The sequence below is a fragment of the Pseudomonas putida NBRC 14164 genome, assembly GCF_000412675.1.
Lineage (GTDB): Bacteria > Pseudomonadota > Gammaproteobacteria > Pseudomonadales > Pseudomonadaceae > Aquipseudomonas > Aquipseudomonas putida.
The window spans coordinates 697478-715914 of sequence record NC_021505.1 but is presented as its reverse complement, the minus strand read 5'-3'; the positions used below and the strand labels follow the sequence as shown (position 1 = coordinate 715914).

Annotated in this window: 15 protein-coding genes and 1 pseudogene; 12 read left to right on the top strand and 4 right to left on the bottom strand. The window is 60.5% G+C overall.

What is annotated here, in order from left to right:
- Positions 1-100 precede the first annotated feature (100 nt).
- From PP4_RS03140 to PP4_RS03120, 5 genes are all read left to right on the top strand, one after another.
- Positions 101-559 carry a GNAT family N-acetyltransferase gene (locus PP4_RS03140; protein ID WP_016497838.1) on the top strand — a complete coding sequence of 153 codons (459 nt, stop codon included), beginning with the start codon at positions 101-103 and terminating at the stop codon, positions 557-559.
- A 269-nt stretch (positions 560-828) separates the two neighbouring features.
- The gene (locus PP4_RS03135) at positions 829-1476 is read left to right on the top strand and encodes a DedA family protein (protein WP_041167541.1); all 648 of its coding nucleotides are present in this window, start codon (positions 829-831) and stop codon (positions 1474-1476) included.
- A gap of 20 nt (positions 1477-1496) precedes the next feature.
- A complete protein-coding gene (locus PP4_RS03130; RefSeq protein ID WP_016497836.1) occupies positions 1497-2312 on the top strand; it encodes a M90 family metallopeptidase in 816 nt (271 codons plus the stop codon).
- Between the two features lie 93 nt (positions 2313-2405).
- Complete coding sequence (gene ppa, locus PP4_RS03125; protein WP_016497835.1) at positions 2406-2933, top strand: inorganic diphosphatase; 528 nt, start codon at positions 2406-2408, stop codon at positions 2931-2933.
- A gap of 185 nt (positions 2934-3118) precedes the next feature.
- Positions 3119-3820 (top strand): LexA family transcriptional regulator, encoded by a 702-nt coding sequence (locus PP4_RS03120; protein ID WP_016497834.1) that lies wholly within the window; start codon positions 3119-3121, stop codon positions 3818-3820.
- Between the two features lie 288 nt (positions 3821-4108).
- Here the strand turns inward: PP4_RS03120 and PP4_RS03115 are convergent, their stop codons facing one another.
- On the bottom strand, positions 4109-7048 hold the full coding sequence (locus PP4_RS03115) for a TonB-dependent receptor (RefSeq protein WP_302073617.1): 2940 nt from the start codon (positions 7046-7048) through the stop codon (positions 4109-4111).
- A gap of 189 nt (positions 7049-7237) precedes the next feature.
- Here PP4_RS03115 and PP4_RS03110 point away from each other — a divergent pair, with 189 nt between their 5' ends.
- Positions 7238-7777: a sigma-70 family RNA polymerase sigma factor gene (locus PP4_RS03110; RefSeq protein WP_016497832.1), complete on the top strand. Its 540-nt coding sequence runs from the start codon at positions 7238-7240 to the stop codon at positions 7775-7777.
- Positions 7770-8726: a FecR domain-containing protein gene (locus PP4_RS03105; protein ID WP_016497831.1), complete on the top strand. Its 957-nt coding sequence runs from the start codon at positions 7770-7772 to the stop codon at positions 8724-8726. The genes PP4_RS03110 and PP4_RS03105 overlap by 8 nt, the downstream gene beginning before the upstream one ends.
- Positions 8727-8741: 15 nt before the next feature.
- Here the strand turns inward: PP4_RS03105 and PP4_RS03100 are convergent, their stop codons facing one another.
- The 3 genes and pseudogenes from PP4_RS03100 to PP4_RS03095 all read right to left on the bottom strand — a co-directional run bounded on the left by PP4_RS03100 (position 8742) and on the right by PP4_RS03095 (position 12681).
- Positions 8742-9944, bottom strand: coding sequence for a glycosyltransferase family 4 protein (locus PP4_RS03100; protein ID WP_231859010.1), 1203 nt, complete (start codon positions 9942-9944; stop codon positions 8742-8744).
- 468 nt (positions 9945-10412) lie between these two features.
- Positions 10413-10619, bottom strand: a pseudogene (locus PP4_RS29465) (integrase); the annotation flags it as partial.
- A 205-nt stretch (positions 10620-10824) separates the two neighbouring features.
- Entirely contained in the window at positions 10825-12681 is a 1857-nt protein-coding gene (locus PP4_RS03095) for a diguanylate cyclase domain-containing protein (RefSeq protein WP_016497829.1), read from the bottom strand.
- Between the two features lie 611 nt (positions 12682-13292).
- On the opposite strand from PP4_RS03095, the gene PP4_RS28525 reads away from it, so the two are divergent.
- The 5 genes from PP4_RS28525 (at position 13293) to PP4_RS03080 (ending at position 18343) form a co-directional block, all read left to right on the top strand.
- Positions 13293-13499: a hypothetical protein gene (locus PP4_RS28525; protein WP_144063125.1), complete on the top strand. Its 207-nt coding sequence runs from the start codon at positions 13293-13295 to the stop codon at positions 13497-13499.
- Between the two features lie 47 nt (positions 13500-13546).
- Entirely contained in the window at positions 13547-13909 is a 363-nt protein-coding gene (locus PP4_RS28520) for a hypothetical protein (protein ID WP_144063124.1), read from the top strand.
- 249 nt (positions 13910-14158) lie between these two features.
- Positions 14159-14920 (top strand): efflux RND transporter periplasmic adaptor subunit, encoded by a 762-nt coding sequence (locus PP4_RS03090; protein WP_016497828.1) that lies wholly within the window; start codon positions 14159-14161, stop codon positions 14918-14920.
- On the top strand, positions 14907-16253 hold the full coding sequence (locus tag PP4_RS03085) for an efflux RND transporter periplasmic adaptor subunit (protein WP_016497827.1): 1347 nt from the start codon (positions 14907-14909) through the stop codon (positions 16251-16253). Before PP4_RS03090 ends, PP4_RS03085 begins: the two co-directional genes overlap by 14 nt.
- Positions 16253-18343, top strand: coding sequence for a site-2 protease family protein (locus PP4_RS03080; protein WP_016497826.1), 2091 nt, complete (start codon positions 16253-16255; stop codon positions 18341-18343). Before PP4_RS03085 ends, PP4_RS03080 begins: the two co-directional genes overlap by 1 nt.
- Positions 18344-18437: the final 94 nt, after the last annotated feature.

Below are 18437 nucleotides of genomic sequence, written 5' to 3'. Positions count from 1 at the left end.
TCACGGAAGGCGGATTGCACTTGTGACGCGCATTGGGCAGCATGCCCTTGTAAGCCGCTGGCATTCCGCTGTTTCCCTAAATGGACTCTGAGGGCCGCACATGCGCATCATCAAGGCAACCCTGGAACACCTCGACCTGCTCACGCCATTGTTCGTCAAATACCGTGAGTTCTACGGGCAGCTCCCCTACCCCGACAGCTCGCGCAGCTTCCTGGAAAAGCGCCTGAAGCGGGATGAATCAGTGATTTACCTGGCACTTCCCGATGATGATGACGGCAAGTTGATGGGCTTTTGCCAGCTTTACCCGAGCTTCTCGTCGCTGTCGCTCAAGCGCGTGTGGATTCTCAACGACATCTACGTGGCCGAAGACTCGCGGCGCATGCTGGTGGCCGACCACCTGATGCGTGAAGCGAAGAAAATGGCCAAAGAGACCAACGCCGTGCGCATGCGGGTGTCGACAAGCGCGAACAATGAGGTAGCGCACAAGACCTACGAATCCATCGGGTTTCGTGAAGATACCGAGTTCAAGAGCTACATCCTGCCCATCAGCCAGGATTGACCCTCATGCCTGCCCCGGCCTCATCGCCGGCAAGCCAGCTCCCACAGGTCAACTACTGCCCTGAGCTAGTGGTCAACCTGTGGGAGCTGGCTTGCCGGCGATGAGGCCGGTACAGTCGATACAACTATCCAGGCCCTTCACCGTAACCCCCCGCTACAAACTCCCCGGGCATGATCGTCACTTCGCCGTATAATGCCCCACCTGTCATGTGTGAAAATTTACCCATCCCCAGGTAACCCAGCCTACGCCCAAGAACACAGGTGCTGTACATGGATTTCAACCCGTTGGACCTTATCCTGCATCTCGATGCCTACCTCGATCTGCTGGTCACCAATTACGGTCCCTGGATCTACGCCATCCTTTTCACCGTGATCTTTTGCGAAACCGGGCTGGTGGTAATGCCCTTCCTGCCGGGCGACTCGCTGCTGTTCATCGCTGGCGCCGTAGCGGCGGGTGGCGGTATGGACCCGGTGCTGCTGGCTGGCCTGTTGATGGCTGCCGCAATCCTGGGCGACAGCACCAACTACGTGATCGGCCGAACAGCCGGCGAGCGGTTGTTCAACAACCCCAACTCGAAAATATTCCGCCGCGACTACCTGCAGCGCACCCATGAGTTCTATGAACGCCATGGCGGCAAGACCGTGACGCTGGCGCGCTTCCTGCCCATCCTGCGCACCTTCGCACCGTTCGTCGCCGGCATCGCCCACATGCATTACCCACGTTTCCTGGGCTTCAGCGTTGCCGGTTCAATCCTGTGGGTCGGCGGCCTGGTCACCCTGGGCTACTTCTTCGGCAACGTGCCATTCATCAAGCAGCACCTGTCGCTGATGGTGGTGGGCATCATCATCCTGTCGCTGGTACCGATGATCCTCGGCCTGTTGCGCGGCCGCCTGGGCCGTGCGGCCAAGGCTCACTGAACACTTAGAGAACAGCAGGCATGTGGTCGTTCAGCGCCTGGCGGCGCAAGCGCGCACTGGCGCGCTACCCCATCGAGCCAAAGCAGTGGCAGGCCGTGCGCGAGCGCCTGCCCATGCTGGACGGCATCAGCGACGACGAAGACCACTGGCTGCGCGAAGCCTGCATCCTGTTCCTGCTCGACAAGCACCTCACCTGCCTGCCAGGTGTCGAACCCGACGACGAGCAGCGCCTGTTGCTGGCCGCCCAGGCGCAGTTGCCGCTGCTGCACCTGGGCGAGCTGAACTGGTACCAGGGCTTCCACGAAATCATCCTGTACCCCGACGACTTCAAGAGCCCCCAGCGCCACCGCGATGCCAGTGGCGTGGAGCACGTGTGGGACGGCGAGCACAGCGGCGAGGCCTGGCAACAGGGGCCGATCATCCTGGCCTGGAACGGCGTGCTGGCCAGCGGTGGCTGGGAGGCCTACAACCTGGTCATCCATGAGCTGGCGCACAAGCTCGACATGCTCAATGGCGATGCCAACGGCCTGCCGCCGCTGCACAGCGGCATGCCGGTGGATGAGTGGGCAACGGCCATGCAGCAGGCCTACGACGACCTCAACCGCCAGCTGGACAACAACCCCGACGCCGAAACCGCCATCGACCCGTATGCCGCGGAAAACCCGGCGGAGTTCTTTGCTGTCACCAGCGAATACTTCTTTAGTGCCCCCGACCTGCTGCATCAGGCTTATCCACGGGTCTACCACCAGTTGTCGCAGTTCTACCGGCAAGACCCGCTGGCGCGGCTGCTTCGGCTGCAGGCCGAACACCCCGAGTACCGCGAAAGCCACGCCTGACGGGGCCGCACATCAGGCCAGGCGTGGCATGCCCCGGCAGAATGTGCCTATAATCGCCGCCACTTTTTTGGTCAAACACGGGGGCACTGCCCAATGAGCTACAGCAAGATTCCGGCGGGCAAAGACCTGCCGAACGACATCTACGTCGCCATCGAAATCCCGGCCAACCACGCGCCGATCAAATACGAGATCGACAAGGACAGCGACACCCTGTTCGTCGACCGTTTCATGGCTACCCCGATGTTCTACCCAGCCAACTACGGCTTCATCCCGAACACCCTGGCTGACGACGGTGATCCGCTGGACGTGCTGGTGGTTACCCCTTACCCGGTAGCGCCAGGCTCGGTTATCCGCGCCCGTCCGGTTGGCATCCTGAACATGACCGACGACGGCGGCGGTGACGCCAAGGTCATCGCTGTTCCTCACGACAAGCTGTCGCAGCTGTACGTCGACGTGAAGGAATACACCGACCTGCCAGCCCTGCTGATCCAGCAGATCGAGCACTTCTTTGCCAACTACAAAGATCTCGAGAAGGGCAAGTGGGTCAAGATCGAAGGCTGGGATGGCGCTGACGCCGCCCGTGCTGCGATCACCAAATCGGTTGCTGCCTACAAAGGCTGATACCGGTTGTAAAAAAAACCCGCTCCGGCGGGTTTTTTTTTGCCCGAAGGGGCGACAGCACCTTCATTCGGTAAAAAGTCCTACGCAGTCCTACACCAACGCCCTACAAGCAGGCACTTTTCGTACAAATTCCGTCAACAAGCGGTTCATTTCCTTGCGGGTACCCCGTCGCTACACTCGCCCCCATGAACACTTCCGGCGACCGCCTCAAAGCCCTTCTCCACGAATGTGGCCTGTCCGCTTCTGATTTCGCCGCTCAGCGCAGCGTCACACCGCAGCACGTCAACAACTGGTTCAACCGCGGCGTACCCCTGGCCCGCCTGGACGAAATGGCCGACCTGTTCTGTGTGCATCGGCGCTGGCTACGCACAGGCGAAGGGCCCAAACACCCAAACCCGATCCAGCGCAACCACGCGCCACGCCAGGCACCGGCCAACCCGCCCAGCCCACTGTCGGCACACCGTGCCCGGGAGCTGAGGGTGCCTTTTTACGAACTGCGAAACGGCCTGCTTGCGCCGGTGGCCAGCAAACACCTGCGCCTGCCGGCAAAAGCGCTGAAAGGGTTGGGTGTGCACGCCCATCACGCCATCTGCCTGGCCATGCCCGCCAGCAACATGGTCCCGCTTATTCCGCAGGAGGCCATCCTGGCCGTGGACCTGGGCATGACCCGGGTAATAGAGGGCGAAACCTATGCCCTGCTGCACAATGGCGTGCTCAGGGTAAACAACCTCAGCCTCGGCCCGCAGGGCACGCTGTACCTGCACAGCCATGACCGTCGCAATTACGCCGTCGAACGCTACACCTGCGCCCAGCGCCAGGCGCAGGGCCTGGAGATTATCGGTTGGGTATTCCACTGGTCGCATTTCCGCCAGCAGCGGCCCGGCTGAAACAACCTGTGCCATTTTTTGCTGGGCATCCTGCGCGTGCCCTTGTATGCTACGCCGCACATTAAGCCCCGACCAGCGCTAGCCGCGGTCCAGAGGGCTCGGCGATATCCCACACGGGCATCTGCCATCTCTTTCAGGCCCTTGATGGCCACACAGTTAAGGCGATTGCGGCTTACCATAAATTAGTCGGAAGCGTCCCCGAGAAGCCGGCCACAAGCCGGCTTTTTAATGCCCTCAAAAATGTCGGGGCGCTGGCGAAACCTTCTGCGCCAACGCCCTCTGCGGCCTTCAGAACCGCGTCACTACCCCCACCCGCAGCGTGCGCCCCGGCGCCGGCATGAAGCTTTGCGCCAGCGGGTCCAGATAGTAGCGATCGGTCAAGTTCTGCAGCGAGGCATTCACCTCGGTGTTCTCGAGCAACTTGTATTTCAGGAACAGATCGAACAGCGCAACCGAGCGGTATTCGATCTGCGGCGTGGTAGCACCGGACTGCCAGGGCTTGTCGAGGGTACTGGTCGGCCCGGAGGTGTAGGTCACCCGGCCACCCACGGTCAATGCCTCGTCGAGGAAGCGCACGCCGCCAGTCAGGTTGGCTGAAAACCGTGGCGGGTTCTGGGTGTTGGTGTAAGAGCCCATGAAACTGCCCGGCGTACAGTTGGGCGTGTTCTCGGTCTTCTGGTACGGGTTGGCGGTAGCGCGGAGTTTGCCGGCGAAGTCCGCATCGCAGGTCTCGGTCTTGAGGTAGTAGGTGGCCGAGAGGTCGGTAAACACACGGCCGGCATCGTAGTGTGATTGCAGCTCAAGGCCGCGGGTGCTGAAGCTGTCGGTGTTGCTGAAGGTCATCAGGCCCCAAAGCCCCGGGCTTGGGTCGTAGTAACGGGTGATGTAGTTCTTGATCACGTTGTCGAAGTAGGCAAGCTTGACCGCGGCCGAATCGTGCTCGGTCAACAGGTTGTCGCGCAACGCACTGACCCCGATCTCCCAGCTCTGCGAGCGTTCGGGCTTCAGGCTTTTACCGGGGGAGACTTGCTGGGTACCCTGGCTGGTCTCGAACAAAGACGGCAGGCGCAGGCCCTGGGTGTAGGTGACATAGAAGAACGTGTCGGGCATCAGCTCGACGTTGATGCCGAATGCCGGCGAGAAGCCGCCGCCACTGCTGCTGCCCTGCGGGCTATGGTCGTAGCCTGTGACTACGCTGCTGATGCCTTCGGTACCGACCTCCACGCTGGTCGCGCCGAAGTCGTTGAAACGCACGCCATTGAACGGCTCGTTGCTGTTGCCAAAGACGATGCCGTTGTTCAGCCTGGGGTCGGTGGCATCGGTGTACTGGCCGTTCTGGTCAGGGAACCAGGTCATGCTGCCCCAGCCTTTCGGGCCACTCGCCGAGATGTATCGTACCTCGCGGTCCTGACGCCGGGCGGTGGCCAGCACGGTGTTGTCCCTGGTGCGGAAGTGGCTGTAACGGCCACCGCCCCACAGGGTCAGTTGCTCGATCGGCTGGTACTCGAGCTTGCCGTTGAAGTTGAACTCCTGCCTGGAGGCATCGCGCAGGGTGCGGTTGGCATCGATGTCATGCTGGGTGATAAGCACACTTTTCTGCGGTTGCAGGTCTTCTAGCTGGAAAGCGCCGCCCAGGTCGAGCTTGAAGTCGCCATGGGTCGTCTCGAACCGGGAGACGTTGTTCAGGTCGCCACCAATACGGCGGTTATCCTGGCGGGTCCAGCTGCGGTCAGAACGAAACAACTGCGAAGCAGGCGCCGTCCAGGCTGAGCTCAAGGTGCTGGTTTTGGCGTCTGTCATCCACAGGTTGCTGGTCAGGTCGACCCAGGGGTTACCGGCAGGCAGGTAGTGGTAGCGCGCCGTGTAGGTGTCGATCTTCACCTCGCCCAAGGGGTACTGGTAGATACCCGCGGTGCCGAAACGATAGATGTCGGAAGGCATGATCTCGGCAGTGCGACCGTCGTAGCGGCGATAGCCCAGGTCCAGCGTATGGTCGTCGGCTATCCGCCAGGTTGCCTTCAGCAGGTACGAGTCGGTTTTCGATGAAGAGTTGAGCACTTCTTCGCCGGCGTTGTAGGTCATTGCCACGCTTGGCTGCTCCCGGCCGTCTTCGTCATGGATGCGGTAGCGGTCCTGGCCTTTCTTGCCGGAAAAGTAGTTGCCCTGGTTACGGTGTGCATACGCCGCCACCACGTCCAGCCGCTCTGTGGTAAAGGCAAAGGCAGCGCTGCCAGACTCAGCCTCGGAGCCAAACAGGCTGCCCCGGCTGTCGCGTGGCGGCGCGGTCAGGCTTTCATCCCTGGAGCTGGCGCTGCGGTGGGCGGGGGCTACGCCGTTGTCCCAGAAATCACCCTTGAGGCGCACGCCGACCTGGTTGCCGTCCACCAGAATGTCCTGCACACCGATCGTCTGCATCTCCACCGTGCCGCCTATCGCCCCGGACTTGGTCGACGGCCCTTTGTTCACGGTCAGACTGCTGATCAGGTCGGGATCGATATAGCTGCGCTGCTGGGTACCGCCATAACCTCGATAGACATCCAGGGCCTGCTCAGAACCATCGACCTTGACCGCCACCCGGCTCTGGCCCTGGATGCCGCGGATGTTGACGTCCAGGGCACCGCCATTGCGGGTGTCACCAACCTGCACGCCAGGGATACCGTTGAGCAGGTCGCCCGCAGACACCCGGCCGAAGCGGTCGATCTGGTCGCTGGTCAGGTGCACTGACGAACGTGGCGCTCTGTAGGTTTCCACCTCTGGGCCCTGCGCGGCGGCCTCGACCATCGTCGGCGACAACTCTGCTGCTGCACGGGCAGCGGTGCCCTGCGCCATCAACACGTAGGTGCCGGTAGCACTTGGCACCAGCCGCAAACCGGTATTGGCGAGCAACCGCTGCATGCCCTCGCTGACCGTATACCGCCCTTTCAAGGCGGGCGCTGTTCGCCCGCGAATCAGGGCAGGCTCGTACGACAGCAGCAGCCCGGCCTGGCTGCTGAAGCTGCCGAGGGCTGCCCCCAACGGGCCTTGGGCAATGTTGTAGTCACGCAGCGTGGCGTCGTCCAGGCGGGTAGCCGTGAGCGCAGCCTTGTGGGCATCCTCGGCCAAAACCGCGCTGCTGTGCAGCAGGCCTGAAGCGCAGCAACTGGTCAGCGTGCAACGCAGCACAAAGTTGATGGGCAACAGGCAAGGCCGAGGGCGCGGAGCAGGTGAAGGACAACGTACTGGGAGCATGCTTTTCTCGCTCGTGGGGTTCGCGCCCACCACTGGCAGCGGGCTGTTACCTCCTCTGTCGCACGAGATCGAAAAAAGGATATGAATGGCTAGGAAGCGTCCGAATTTACCGAACTGGCCTTGTGACTTGAGCAATTCTAGTGATAATGGTTTGCATTTGCGACAGCCCATGTATCAATTCAATCGACGATGAATGCCCCCTTCTCCCCGCCGGACAGTACCGAGCCGTGCAGTATCGAAACGCTGTACATCGAGAATCACGCCTGGCTGCGTAACTGGCTTGCCTACCGGCTGAGGTCCTGGGGGCGCGGGGTGGCCGACGATCTGGCCCAGGATACGTTCCTGCGTGTGCTGGCCAGCCGCGAGGGCGCGCGGGTCGAGCCGATTCGTCAACCCCGCGCCTACCTGACGCGCATCGCGAACTGCGTGCTGGTGAGCTGGCGGCGCCGGCAGTCGCTGGAGCAGGCGTGGCTCGAAGCGCTGCTGTTGCTGCCAGAGCCCGAGTATCCGTCGCCTGAGCTGCAATGTGTGATCCTCGAGACCCTGCATGAGATCGACGCAGTTCTGCACAAGCTTCGACCGCGTGCAAGGCAGGCATTCCTGATGGCGACCCTGGACGGCATGAAGCACAAGGACATCGCCGTGGCCTTGAACATAGCGCTGCCGACGGTGAAGAAGTACATCCACGACGGCTACCTGACCTGCCTGACGCAGATGCCCGATGACTAACGGTACTGCAACACCCGACGATGCCATCGCGCAGCATGTGCTTGCCCAGGCAGCCTCGTGGCTGATGCTGATGCAGGAAGGGCCGCTGCTGCCTGCCCAGCAGCTCGAACTGGAACGATGGCGGCTTGCCAGTGATGAGCACGAACGTGCATGGAAAAGGGCGCAGCGCCTGCTTTCACGCCTGGGCAGCCTGCCGCCAACGCTGGCCAGGCACACCCTGCAACGCCCCCCGGGCAGGCGCGCGGTACTGCGCGGGCTGGCGCTGCTGATGGGTGCCGCACCGCTTGGCTGGTGGGGCTGGCGCTCGCAGGTCGGGCGTTTTGCCAGTGATTACCATACGGCTGTGGGCGAGCGCAGACATGCGCGACTGGCCGATGGCACCCAGATCATCCTGAATACCGACAGTGTCCTGCAGCTGCTTTTCGATAGCGCGCAACGGTTGCTGCATCTGCGCCGTGGCGAGGTGTACATCGTGACCGCTGCCGACCCACGGCCGCTGATGGTGCAGACCGTGCATGGGCAGTTGCTTGCACTGGGCACGCGTTTCAGCGTGCGTCAGCTGGCCGATGAAACCTTGCTTGAGGTGTACGAAGGCGCCGTGCAGGTACGACCCGAAAGCACCAGCGTGGCGGGAGTCGAGAACATCATTCGCGCCGGGCAGCAGGTTCGATTCACCCGGGAGCGTCTGGGCCTTGTCGGGGAGGTGCGTGAAACCAGCCTGGCGTGGCAACGCGGCTTGCTGGTGGCCGATGACATGCCATTGCAACAGTGGGCGCAGGCATTGATGCGCTACGCCGACCAGCGCCTGGAGTGCGACCCCGCGTTGAGCGAACTGCGGGTGTCTGGCACCTTCCCGGTCGATGATATGCCGCTGGCGTTGGCCATGCTGGCCCAGACCTATGGGCTGCAGGTTCGCCAAGCTGGTGGGCGCCTGGTTATCAGTCGGTGATCGGGGCGCCCGTCGTCAGTCATTTGGGGCGCGCGGGCTTGCAGAGGGTGTCAAACTGCTCTTCAGGAACTCCTCGCGCACCTGATGCATCTGCAAGTGTGTTTTCCCGGTCGCATAATCCAACCCCGCAAGCCCCATTTCCAGCGCCAGCTCGGGATGCCGGGCAGCATGACGAATACGGTCTGCCAGGCTGGACGGGTTCCCGGTTTCGAACGTCAGCGCGTTGTGCTTGCTGGTTATGTCCAGGACCCCGGATGTGTCAGAACCGATGACGGGAACGCCCTGGCTGAATGCGTCAAAAATGATTCGGGGTTGTTCCTGTTTCAATGTCGGCACCAACAGCCAGTCATGTTGGGCAATGATCCTGAAAAAATCTTTGCCGTAATCAACCGCGTCCTGGAACCTCACCTCGACGCCGCCACGCTTTTCGGCAGCAAAGCGTCGGCAGTGCTCTTTCAAATCACCATCACCCATCAGGGTGACGGTGATATCAACGTCTTCGGTTTTCAGCTGTTCAATGGCTTCAAGGACTACCAGTACACCTTTATCCAGAACAAGGCGGGATGGGTAAAGCACGTTGAGTGTGCGGCTGCGCCTGACTTCGAATCTATGTCTGACGGCCTCAGGGGATGCCATGAATTTCTTGTCGAGCCAGCTGGCAGGGTTAATTAACGTGCGACTGTTATTGCTCCCAAGAAAATATTCCTTGTAGAAGGACTGGGTAAAAATCCTGGCATTCGCCAACTTCAGGCAGCACTTCAATAACAGGGTGTGCACGTGGTGTTCGATGATTGCTCTGAGGGTTCGCGCCTGCCCCTGAGCCAACATCCAGAATGAAGACTCTATGACAATTACCCATTGGAAGCGGAACAACGGCTTGAGCGGCAATAGGTAAAAGGACAAGGGAAATGCCCAACCGGCGCCGTCAGAATGAACGATCCGGGCATGCTTGCAGGCATTGATGACGGTTATGAAATTCGGAAAAAAGTTCTTTAATACTGACGAAAGCCCATAGTCTTTGCGCAACCCATAGAGCCATTTAACATCCAGATGGCTAATGCTTTGCAGCCCGTCGACGTTGCCGCCTCTCTCGACAGGGCAGCACATGCCGAAGTTTTCTATGTAGGTGAGGTGAAGCTCTATATCTTTGACCCACAAGGGGTCTGTAAACAAACCACCTTGCTCGTCTACGACAACAGGAATACGGGTGAACAACATGTATGGGTCTTCAATCATATTCCCCTCACAGGGATGCCAGGACACTAACTTTCAAATTGTTTACATGGGGCTTACTCCTCAATACCAGCCGTCCATCTCAACAACGCTGTAGCGTCCTTGCAGACCTCCTGCGTACGCAGCAAGCGCTCCGTTCGAGTTCACTCTAGTGCGCCTTCACAGATTGCACACGCGGTGTAGCAACAATTTCTCATCGTTTGCCGCTCCTACAGGGACCGCACGCGTACCGGAACGAACCGATCAGAAGTCTTGTACCCACCTGAGGCATGAGCATTATCGTAAATAACACCAAAAATCAATAGTTTGTGATAAATTAAATTTACGCTTAACCCACAGTTAGCAAAAAATGGAGCATTTCTAAGGCTCTTTTTTACATTTCTCGATGCTTCAAGAATGGCTTTCTTGATGCTTCCTTGCAGACTGACAGTTATAAGCGCACAGCTGCTGTGCTCTCGTCAGATCACTCAACATCCACGGACTGTCAATGCTGAGATTAGGGATTGACCACTTGCTGTGGATAGCCAGATCACGGGTTTCCTCCGCGATTTGAAGCCTTACCCGAATGACCCAGACATCTTTCAATCGGAGCGGAGCTTTTTGCCCGATCAATTTTCCTTTGTTCCGAGGCTGATGGCTGCTGGTAGACATGGTATTCATGGCTTGTCCTCCATGCGAGGGAGGACAAGGATGGTCAGCTCGACCCAAAGGCGCTAACCGACCCATTTCGGTCGTTCGTTGATTGAACAACCAGCTAGCCACTACTCCATTTCAAGATTAGTGGATGAACGAACCGCACCTGAACCGATGACACCGACCAGTTGATTCCCCCTGCAAGAAGGGATGCTCCAGTCGTCGCAGACTTTCAGTTCGCCAAGCATACTCGCCCCCGCTGTTGTTTGGCCTGATACATTGCCTGGTCTGCCGCCTTCACCAGCATGTTCGCACTGGAGGCATGCGCAGGCGCGAACGCAAGACCGATACTCGGCGTGACGAAATCGATCAACTTCCCCCCCACACGGACCGGTGCACTCAACACGGCCAATAGCCGCTCGGCCAAGGCGCCTGCCGCCGCCTCGTCGATTGCCGGCAAGATCGCCGTGAACTCATCGCCGCCCAAACGATAGGCCGTATCCTGCTTGCGCATGGCATTGCGCAGACGCTCGGCCATGCACACCAGCAAAGCATCGCCGACATCATGGCCAAAACGGTCGTTGACTTGCTTGAAGCGGTCCAGATCAAGAAACACCACCCCTAGCGGCAAGCGCTGCGCATCCAGCAAGCGCTCAAGTTGCTCATGGAAAGCCTTGCGATTGCCAAGACCGGTCAGTGCATCACGGTAGGCCATGTCCAGCAACGCTTGTTGGTACTGAACGTGCTCACTGACGTCATGCAAGATGCCGCGATAGCCGATCACATTGCCTGCTGCATCGGTGATCCTGGTAAATCGCGTTTCGTAGTAGCCTACCGTTCCATCCGCACGCTGTAACCGAGCGGAAAGCGGCGCGCCTGGTTCGGTGTCGAACACCACTCGCGAACTCGGCCTGCTACCGTGTTCCTGCGGCTGCAGCGCAGCGAATGTGTTACCTGTGACATCCGCAGCGCTGTAGCAGAGCATTTTGCAGAAGGCAGGGTTCATCGATTGGATGCGGGCGTGTGAGTCGAGTTCGAAGTATCCATCTTCCATACCGTCGAGAATGATCCGTCCACGAGCCTCGCTCTGTTCAAGGCGGTCCAGGGTGCGGTTAGCCTCCTGCGCCAACATGCCCAACTCATCATGCCCTGAGTCGGACAAACGCCCGCTCGCTGAATCAGCTCCTACAGCCAGAAACTCCCGATTCAGAGCAGAAATCCGTCGGAGCAGCGTGACATCCAAGGCGAGGTAGATAACCAACCAGGCAAGGCTGATGATTGCAAACATAGCACCCATCAACAGTTTGAGTTGCTGGATGCCCTCGCTGTAGAGATGCCGTTCCCGGTGCAACTGCAACTGCACTTGCGGCTCGCCCAAGCTGTTATGAAATATCAAATCGATACGCTGGTGGCGCTCGTCGCTGATCTGGCGGTTGCCGATACTGATGAACTCGCCATCCGCTGGCGAAGCAACAGACTGGACGCCCCCAGTTTCCCATTGCAGCACTGCGCCCAGTTGCCGTTCCAGTCCGTCATTTCGCTCGGCATCGAGAAAACGCCCCGCAAACAGAGTTTCCCGTGCACTGGGGGGGCCGACATCCACCGTTGCCAGAATGAAAGGCTGACGATGTACAACCATGAGCTGAGGAGAGGATGCCGAAGCCATGGAGCTAGACAAGCGACCGAGCTGACTCGAAACCTCACTCTGCAGTGATTCGAATGACAATGGCTTGCTGTTACCGGTATCACTGAACACTGGGGCCATCGTTCTCCAGGCCGATCGCTGCCCTGTGGGCGTAACCAACGCGAGAAAATCGAAATCTGTACGGTTAAGAATGTGGGATGGCAAAGGGAATGCCGACGCGATGGGGCGAGGCAGCGACTCGGCAAGTTGCTCCAAGCGATCGGCATCGCGCTCAAACAGGTTGTTCAGCAAAGCACGCACACGCTTCGCCTCGCTAACCAACAGGCGCTCGTCTTGCTTGTCCAGCCGTTCGAGCAACACATTATGCGTCGCGAAGAAAGTCAGGCCCAGCACCAACAATAGAGGCGGCGCGAACTGCCAGAGCAGCTTAGTACGTAACGTCATTCTGACTTCCTTCGAAGTGCGTAAAAGTGATGATGTCGAAGCACCCCAGAGCTCTGTTCGTCACCGCAAGCACAGCGCATCACGTTCATCTCCCTCTCCTAGCCCGCCATTGCAGCAGCTACCTATACAGTGCCGCTGTCACTTACGCCGAACGTCCCCGCCACTCACTTCAGTAACTGGCGTGGCCCAGCTAGATTCACCAATCAAGTCCAACCTGTCCACGGAAGTTACAAACGTTCATTTGACCACTGCCGCCGGACATAACGATCAACGCTCGCTGTGGAGGGTAATATAGTGAACTACAATTGCGCAGAGTGCGCCTTCCAATATGCGGGTTGCGCGTTCGCCTTGTCCGGTATGGTCGTACGAAGAGAAGGTGTACACCGAGGCGACCAAGCGCGGCGACGAGTGCCTCGATGTCGCTTACCGTCTCTTTGCTTGTGAGCAGTACGTCCAGATCGTCAGCCATGGCCTCATAGGTAAGGCCTGCTTCGCATTGTTATAGACGTCCAACGCAAGGCACAGCAGCTCAGCTACGCTAACTGGTCCGGCATCACATTCATTGTGTTCCTAGGCTATGCTAAAAATTTACGATGAAAGGACGCGTACGTATGAAAGCTACAACCGTTGCTTCCATAAGCGAGCAAATCAGACTCTGTGAGCAGGCCGCTGCCTCTTTCAAAACCTACCATGAAGCCAAGGGAGTAGTACCTCCTCAAGAACTTGAAAAACTTCGGTTACAGGCTGAATTTCATTACGCGACCATCAATGATTACCTTTTGAGATGCCGGCAGGGCATACATGGGGATAATCACTAGAGGGTTGGTGCAGGTGGAAGCGCTGACAAAACGGAATAGGGGATGTCATGCAAAGCACCTTCTCCTCACCGAAAATTGGATTTGGGGCGCAGGACCTGCCTTACTCCTCCCGACCGGCAGTGATGATTTGCTTAGCGGGAACAATGGGTAGCAAAACCCACGGCTATGGCATTGAAGCAGTCCAATGGGTGGGCGTGGCGTGCTGGCTAATCATCTCTGGGGGGTTAGAGAGCTCGCCGGCAGATGAAGGAACAAATCATTCAAACCTTCCTCCAGCTTTTCTTCTACAAACAACTCACTTCATGACATTCGGGATAAACAGCAAATCGCCGCGCAATTGGCGGACCTATCAAAGGTCGGTACCGCTCAAGCTGACTATCACCCAACTTCTTACGGTAGGAGGCCTCTGACTCTTGAATTCGGGCCGCGTTACAGGCTGGAGAGCGAAACTCGGATGGCCTGAAGGCTGGGGACTTCGTGCCGCTATCACGTATTGTTTCCGTGCTAACGGAAGCCCCAAGAAGAACAGGCTGTGGGATCAAGGTTTCGCCGTGACTCGTCTCGTCCACCTTGAAAATATCAGGCACACAGGGTTGAACTAGTATTACAGACGAGTTGGGTGAAGGTTTGTGTAGGTTGTCAATTTGGAAGGAGTCAAGATGATATCGACCATTAATGCACCCCGCTACCTGCTTCTGATGGTGGCCTTGAGCAGCGTTGGCGTCCACGCCGAGGGGGAGGCGACTGATCAAGCCCCACAAATGATCCGCGTGCTACTGGCGGCCGAGCTGGAAACCACCCTGTCCAGCCAGATGAGCGGCACCCTCGGCGAGCTCAAGACACGCTTCGGTGAGCACGTGGCCAAGGGCGCCAGCCTGGCCCGTTTCAATTGCAACGAGGCCCAGGCACGCGGCAAGGTTGCGGTGGCCGAACTGGCCATGGCCCGGCAGAACCTCGAAGCCAAGAAGCAGCTGCGCAAGCTTGATGCCGTGGGAGATATCGAAGTGGCCGCGGCCAATACCGAAGTGCAGAAAGCCGACGGCGCGCGTGCCATGGGTGAAGCGCAGATGAGCTACTGCCAGGTGCTGGCGCCGTTTTCGGGCCATGTGGCCAAGGTTTACGTAAAGCCCTACCAGACTGTCAGTGCCGGTACGCCGCTGTTCGACCTGGTCAGTGATGGCGCGTTGAAGGTGCGCCTCAATGTGCCTTCGAGCCAGTTGAAAGACCTCAGCCCCGGCCTGCCCCTGCAGGTAAGCGTGCACGAAACAGGCAAGACCTACCCGGCCAAGGTCAGCGTGATCAACGCCCGGGTCGATGCGGTGGCACAGACAGTTGAACTCGAAGCGCGCTTCGATCAGCGCTACCCCGAACTGATCGCGGGCATGAGCGGCACGGCACGGTTCGACCATGAGCGTGAATAGGCCGCTCCCCCACCCGCAGCTGTTGCTGCAGCTGGACGCCCTGCGCGACAAGGCCATGGCCGCCGAGACACTGAACGCGCTGGCGTTCAGCATGGCCAACGACCTCTACCCGCTGCTGCCCTTCCACCAGGCGCTGGTGTTCGAACAAGGCAACAGCGGTCTTGAGTTGTTGTGCGTATCGGGCCTGGCGCGGCCCACCGAAGACTCGCCCTATCTGGTGTGGCTGCGCCGTGCCAGCCGCTGGCTGGCCGAGCGTCTGGCCGATGCACAGCCCACCTGGTTGACCCAAGCCAATTGCGCGCCCCCTGAAGACATCGCCGAGGGCTGGGCCGAATGGTGGCCTGCCGGCCTGTGGTGCCTGCCGTTGCATGGCCCTGCCGGCCAACGTCTCGGGGTACTGGTCTTGCTGCTCGAAGAGGCCCCGCCCGCAGTACTGCACCAGCAACTCGAAGGCCTTGTCCGCACCTGGGCCTACTGCTGGAGTGCGCTGACACGGCGCAGGCGGGTCAGCCGCTGGCGCCCCAGCCGCCGTCAGTGGCTGATCACCCTGCTGGTGGCCGCCGGGCTGTTGCTGGTGCCGGTCAGGCAGACGGCGCTGGCCCCGGCGCAAGTCGTTTCGCGCCAGGCGCAGATCGTCAGTTCACCCATCGATGGCGTGATCGCCCAGGTGCTGGTGCGCCCCAACCAGCCCGTGGAAGCCGGCACGCCGTTGTTCACCCTCGACGAAACCACCTTGCGCAGCCGCGCCGAGGTGCTCGGCAAGGAAGTCGCGGTGGCCGATGCCGAATTACTGGCCGCCAGCCAGCGAGCGTTCGACAACCCGCAAAGCAAGAGTGAGCTGACCCTGCTGCAAGGCCGTGTCCAGCAACGCCGGGCGGAACTTGCGGCGGTGCAAGCGCAGCTCCGGCGCACCCAGGTCGTGGCGCCACGCGCCGGGGTGGCGGTGTTCAGCGACCCCAACGACTGGCTCGGCAAACCGGTTTCGACCGGCGAACGCATCATGCACGTGGCCGACCCGACGCAACCGGCCATGCAGATCCAGCTGGCGGTGGCCGATGCCATCGCCCTGGAGCCGGGCGCCGAAGTCACGCTGTTCCTCACCGCCTACCCGCTCAGCCCGCTCAAGGGCAAGATCCTTGAAACCAGTTACCAGGCCAAGCCCAGCGATGACGGCGTAGTCGCCTACCGCCTGCTGGCGAGTATTGACGAGCACGCCGAGCATGCCCGCCTTGGCCTGCATGGCACGGCCAAGCTGTACGGCGGCCGGGTGATGCTCGGGTATTACCTGCTGCGCCGCCCACTGGCCTCGCTGCGGGCCTGGAGCGGCTGGTAATGCTCGACCTTACCGACCTGCCGCTGCCCCCGCTGCGCGAGGACCTGCGGCTGTGCGAAGCCGCGGAAAGCCGCGAAGGGGAACCGGCGTGGATGATCCACGACACGGTGCTCAACCGCTTCTACCGCATCGGCTGGCTGGAGTTCGAATGCCTGCTGCGCTGGGGCCAGACACCGCGCCAGATCAGCGAGCAGGTGGCGCGTGACAGCGCGCTGAAACCGGATGTCGAACAAGTGCTGGCATTGCGTGGTTTTCTCGAACACCACCATCTGCTGCGCCCCGGCACCGAACAACTGGCCAAACTCCAGGCCGCGAGCGAAGCGCGCACCTGGTCAAGCTGGCGCTGGTGGTTGCACCACTACCTGTTCTTCCGCTTGCCGCTGCTGCGCCCGCAAGCCGGCTTGCAGCGTCTGGCGGCGGTCCTGGGCTGGCTGTTCCATCCGCTGACCGGGGTGCTAGTGGCGAGCCTGACGCTGCTGGGCATCATCCTGGTGATGCAGCAGTGGGACAGCTTCACCCATGCCGTGGTGGAGTCGTTCTCCACCGAGGGCCTGCTCAGCTTTGCCCTGGCGCTGGTGGTCGCGAAAACCTTGCACGAGCTTGGCCATGCGCTGGTCGCCACGCGCCTGGGCCTGCGCGTCGGGCACATGGGCGTGGCGTTCCTGGTGCTGTGGCCGATGCTGTACACCGACACCGGCGAAAGCTGGAAGCTCAAGCGCCCCAGGCAGCGGTTGGCGATCGCTTCGGCGGGCATCGTCACCGAATTGTCCCTGGCGGGCCTGGCGACCCTCGGCTGGGCCTTGTGTGACGATCGCGCGCTGCGCAACGCGCTGCTGTACCTGGCCACCACCAGCTGGGTGCTGTCGCTGGCGCTCAATGCCAGCCCGTTCATGCGCTTCGACGGCTACTTCATCCTCAGCGACCTGCTGGATTTTCCCAATCTGCACGAACGCGCCTCGGCGCTGGCACGCACGGCCTTGCGGCGTAACTTGCTGGGGCTGAACGACCCGTGGCCCGAGCCGTTCCCAGTGGGGCAGCGACGGCTACTGATCGCCTTCGCCTTCGCCACCTGGTTGTACCGCTTGGTGTTGTTCCTGGGCATCGCCGTCGCGGTCTATCTGTTCTTCTTCAAACTGCTGGGGATCGTGCTGTTCATGGTCGAATTGGCCTGGTTCATCGCATTGCCGGTCAAGCGTGAGCTAAGCCACTGGTGGCAGCAGCGTGCGCGCATTCCGGGGCGGCGCAAGCACTTGATCTATGCCTGCCTGGGACTGGCCGTGCTGGGCCTGGCGTTGCCTTGGCACAGCCAGGTCGATGCCGTGGGCGTGGCCCGCGCCGAACATCAGTGGCGCGTCTACACCCCCTACCCTGCACGGCTGCAAAGCCTGCACCCGGCAGGGCCGATCAAGGCCGGCGAGGTGCTCGCCGTGCTTGACGAACCCGACCTGGATTCGCGCCTGCGCAGCAGTGAAGCCAGTGCCCGCAGCTACCAGGCGCGCTTGTCCGGGTTGCTCGCCGACCCTGGCGGGCTGGCCGAGGATGCCGCCACCCAACAGCGCCTGAATGTGCAGAACGAGGAAGCCCGCGCCGCCCGCAGCGAAATTGCCCGGCTGAACTTGCAAGCACCGTTCGCGGGCGTCTGGCTCGACCTTGACCCGGACTGGCGCCCCGGCCAGTGGCTCAACCGCCAGCAAGCGCTGGGCATCCTTATCGACCCTGGCCACTGGCAGGTCGATGCCTATGTGGCCCAGGACCAGGTCCATCACCTGGCCGTTGGCAATGCCGTGAAGTTTTACCCCGAAGGGCAAGCCACAGCGTTACACGGCACAGTGCTGGCCATCGGCAGCACCCGCGCCGGGCAATTGGCCCACCGCATGCTTTCTTCGCATTTTGGCGGCCCAGTGCCGACCACAAATGAGCCCCTGGTCCCCAGCAATGCGTTGTTCCAGGTATTGATTGCCCTTGATGAGCCGCTGGCCACTGTGCGCGAGACGCGCGGCAAGCTGAAGATCGAAGGGGAAAAACGCAGTGTCCTAGGCGAGATGGGCAAGTGGCTGCTGGGCGTCGGGCTGCGGGAAAGCGGATTCTGAGCAGTGCCTTTCGGCGCCTGCTCTGCCGCGCAAATGAAACCCGACTACGATTGCTTAAGCCTCGCATCTGGCGTCGAACTTCTTAGCAGGGTAC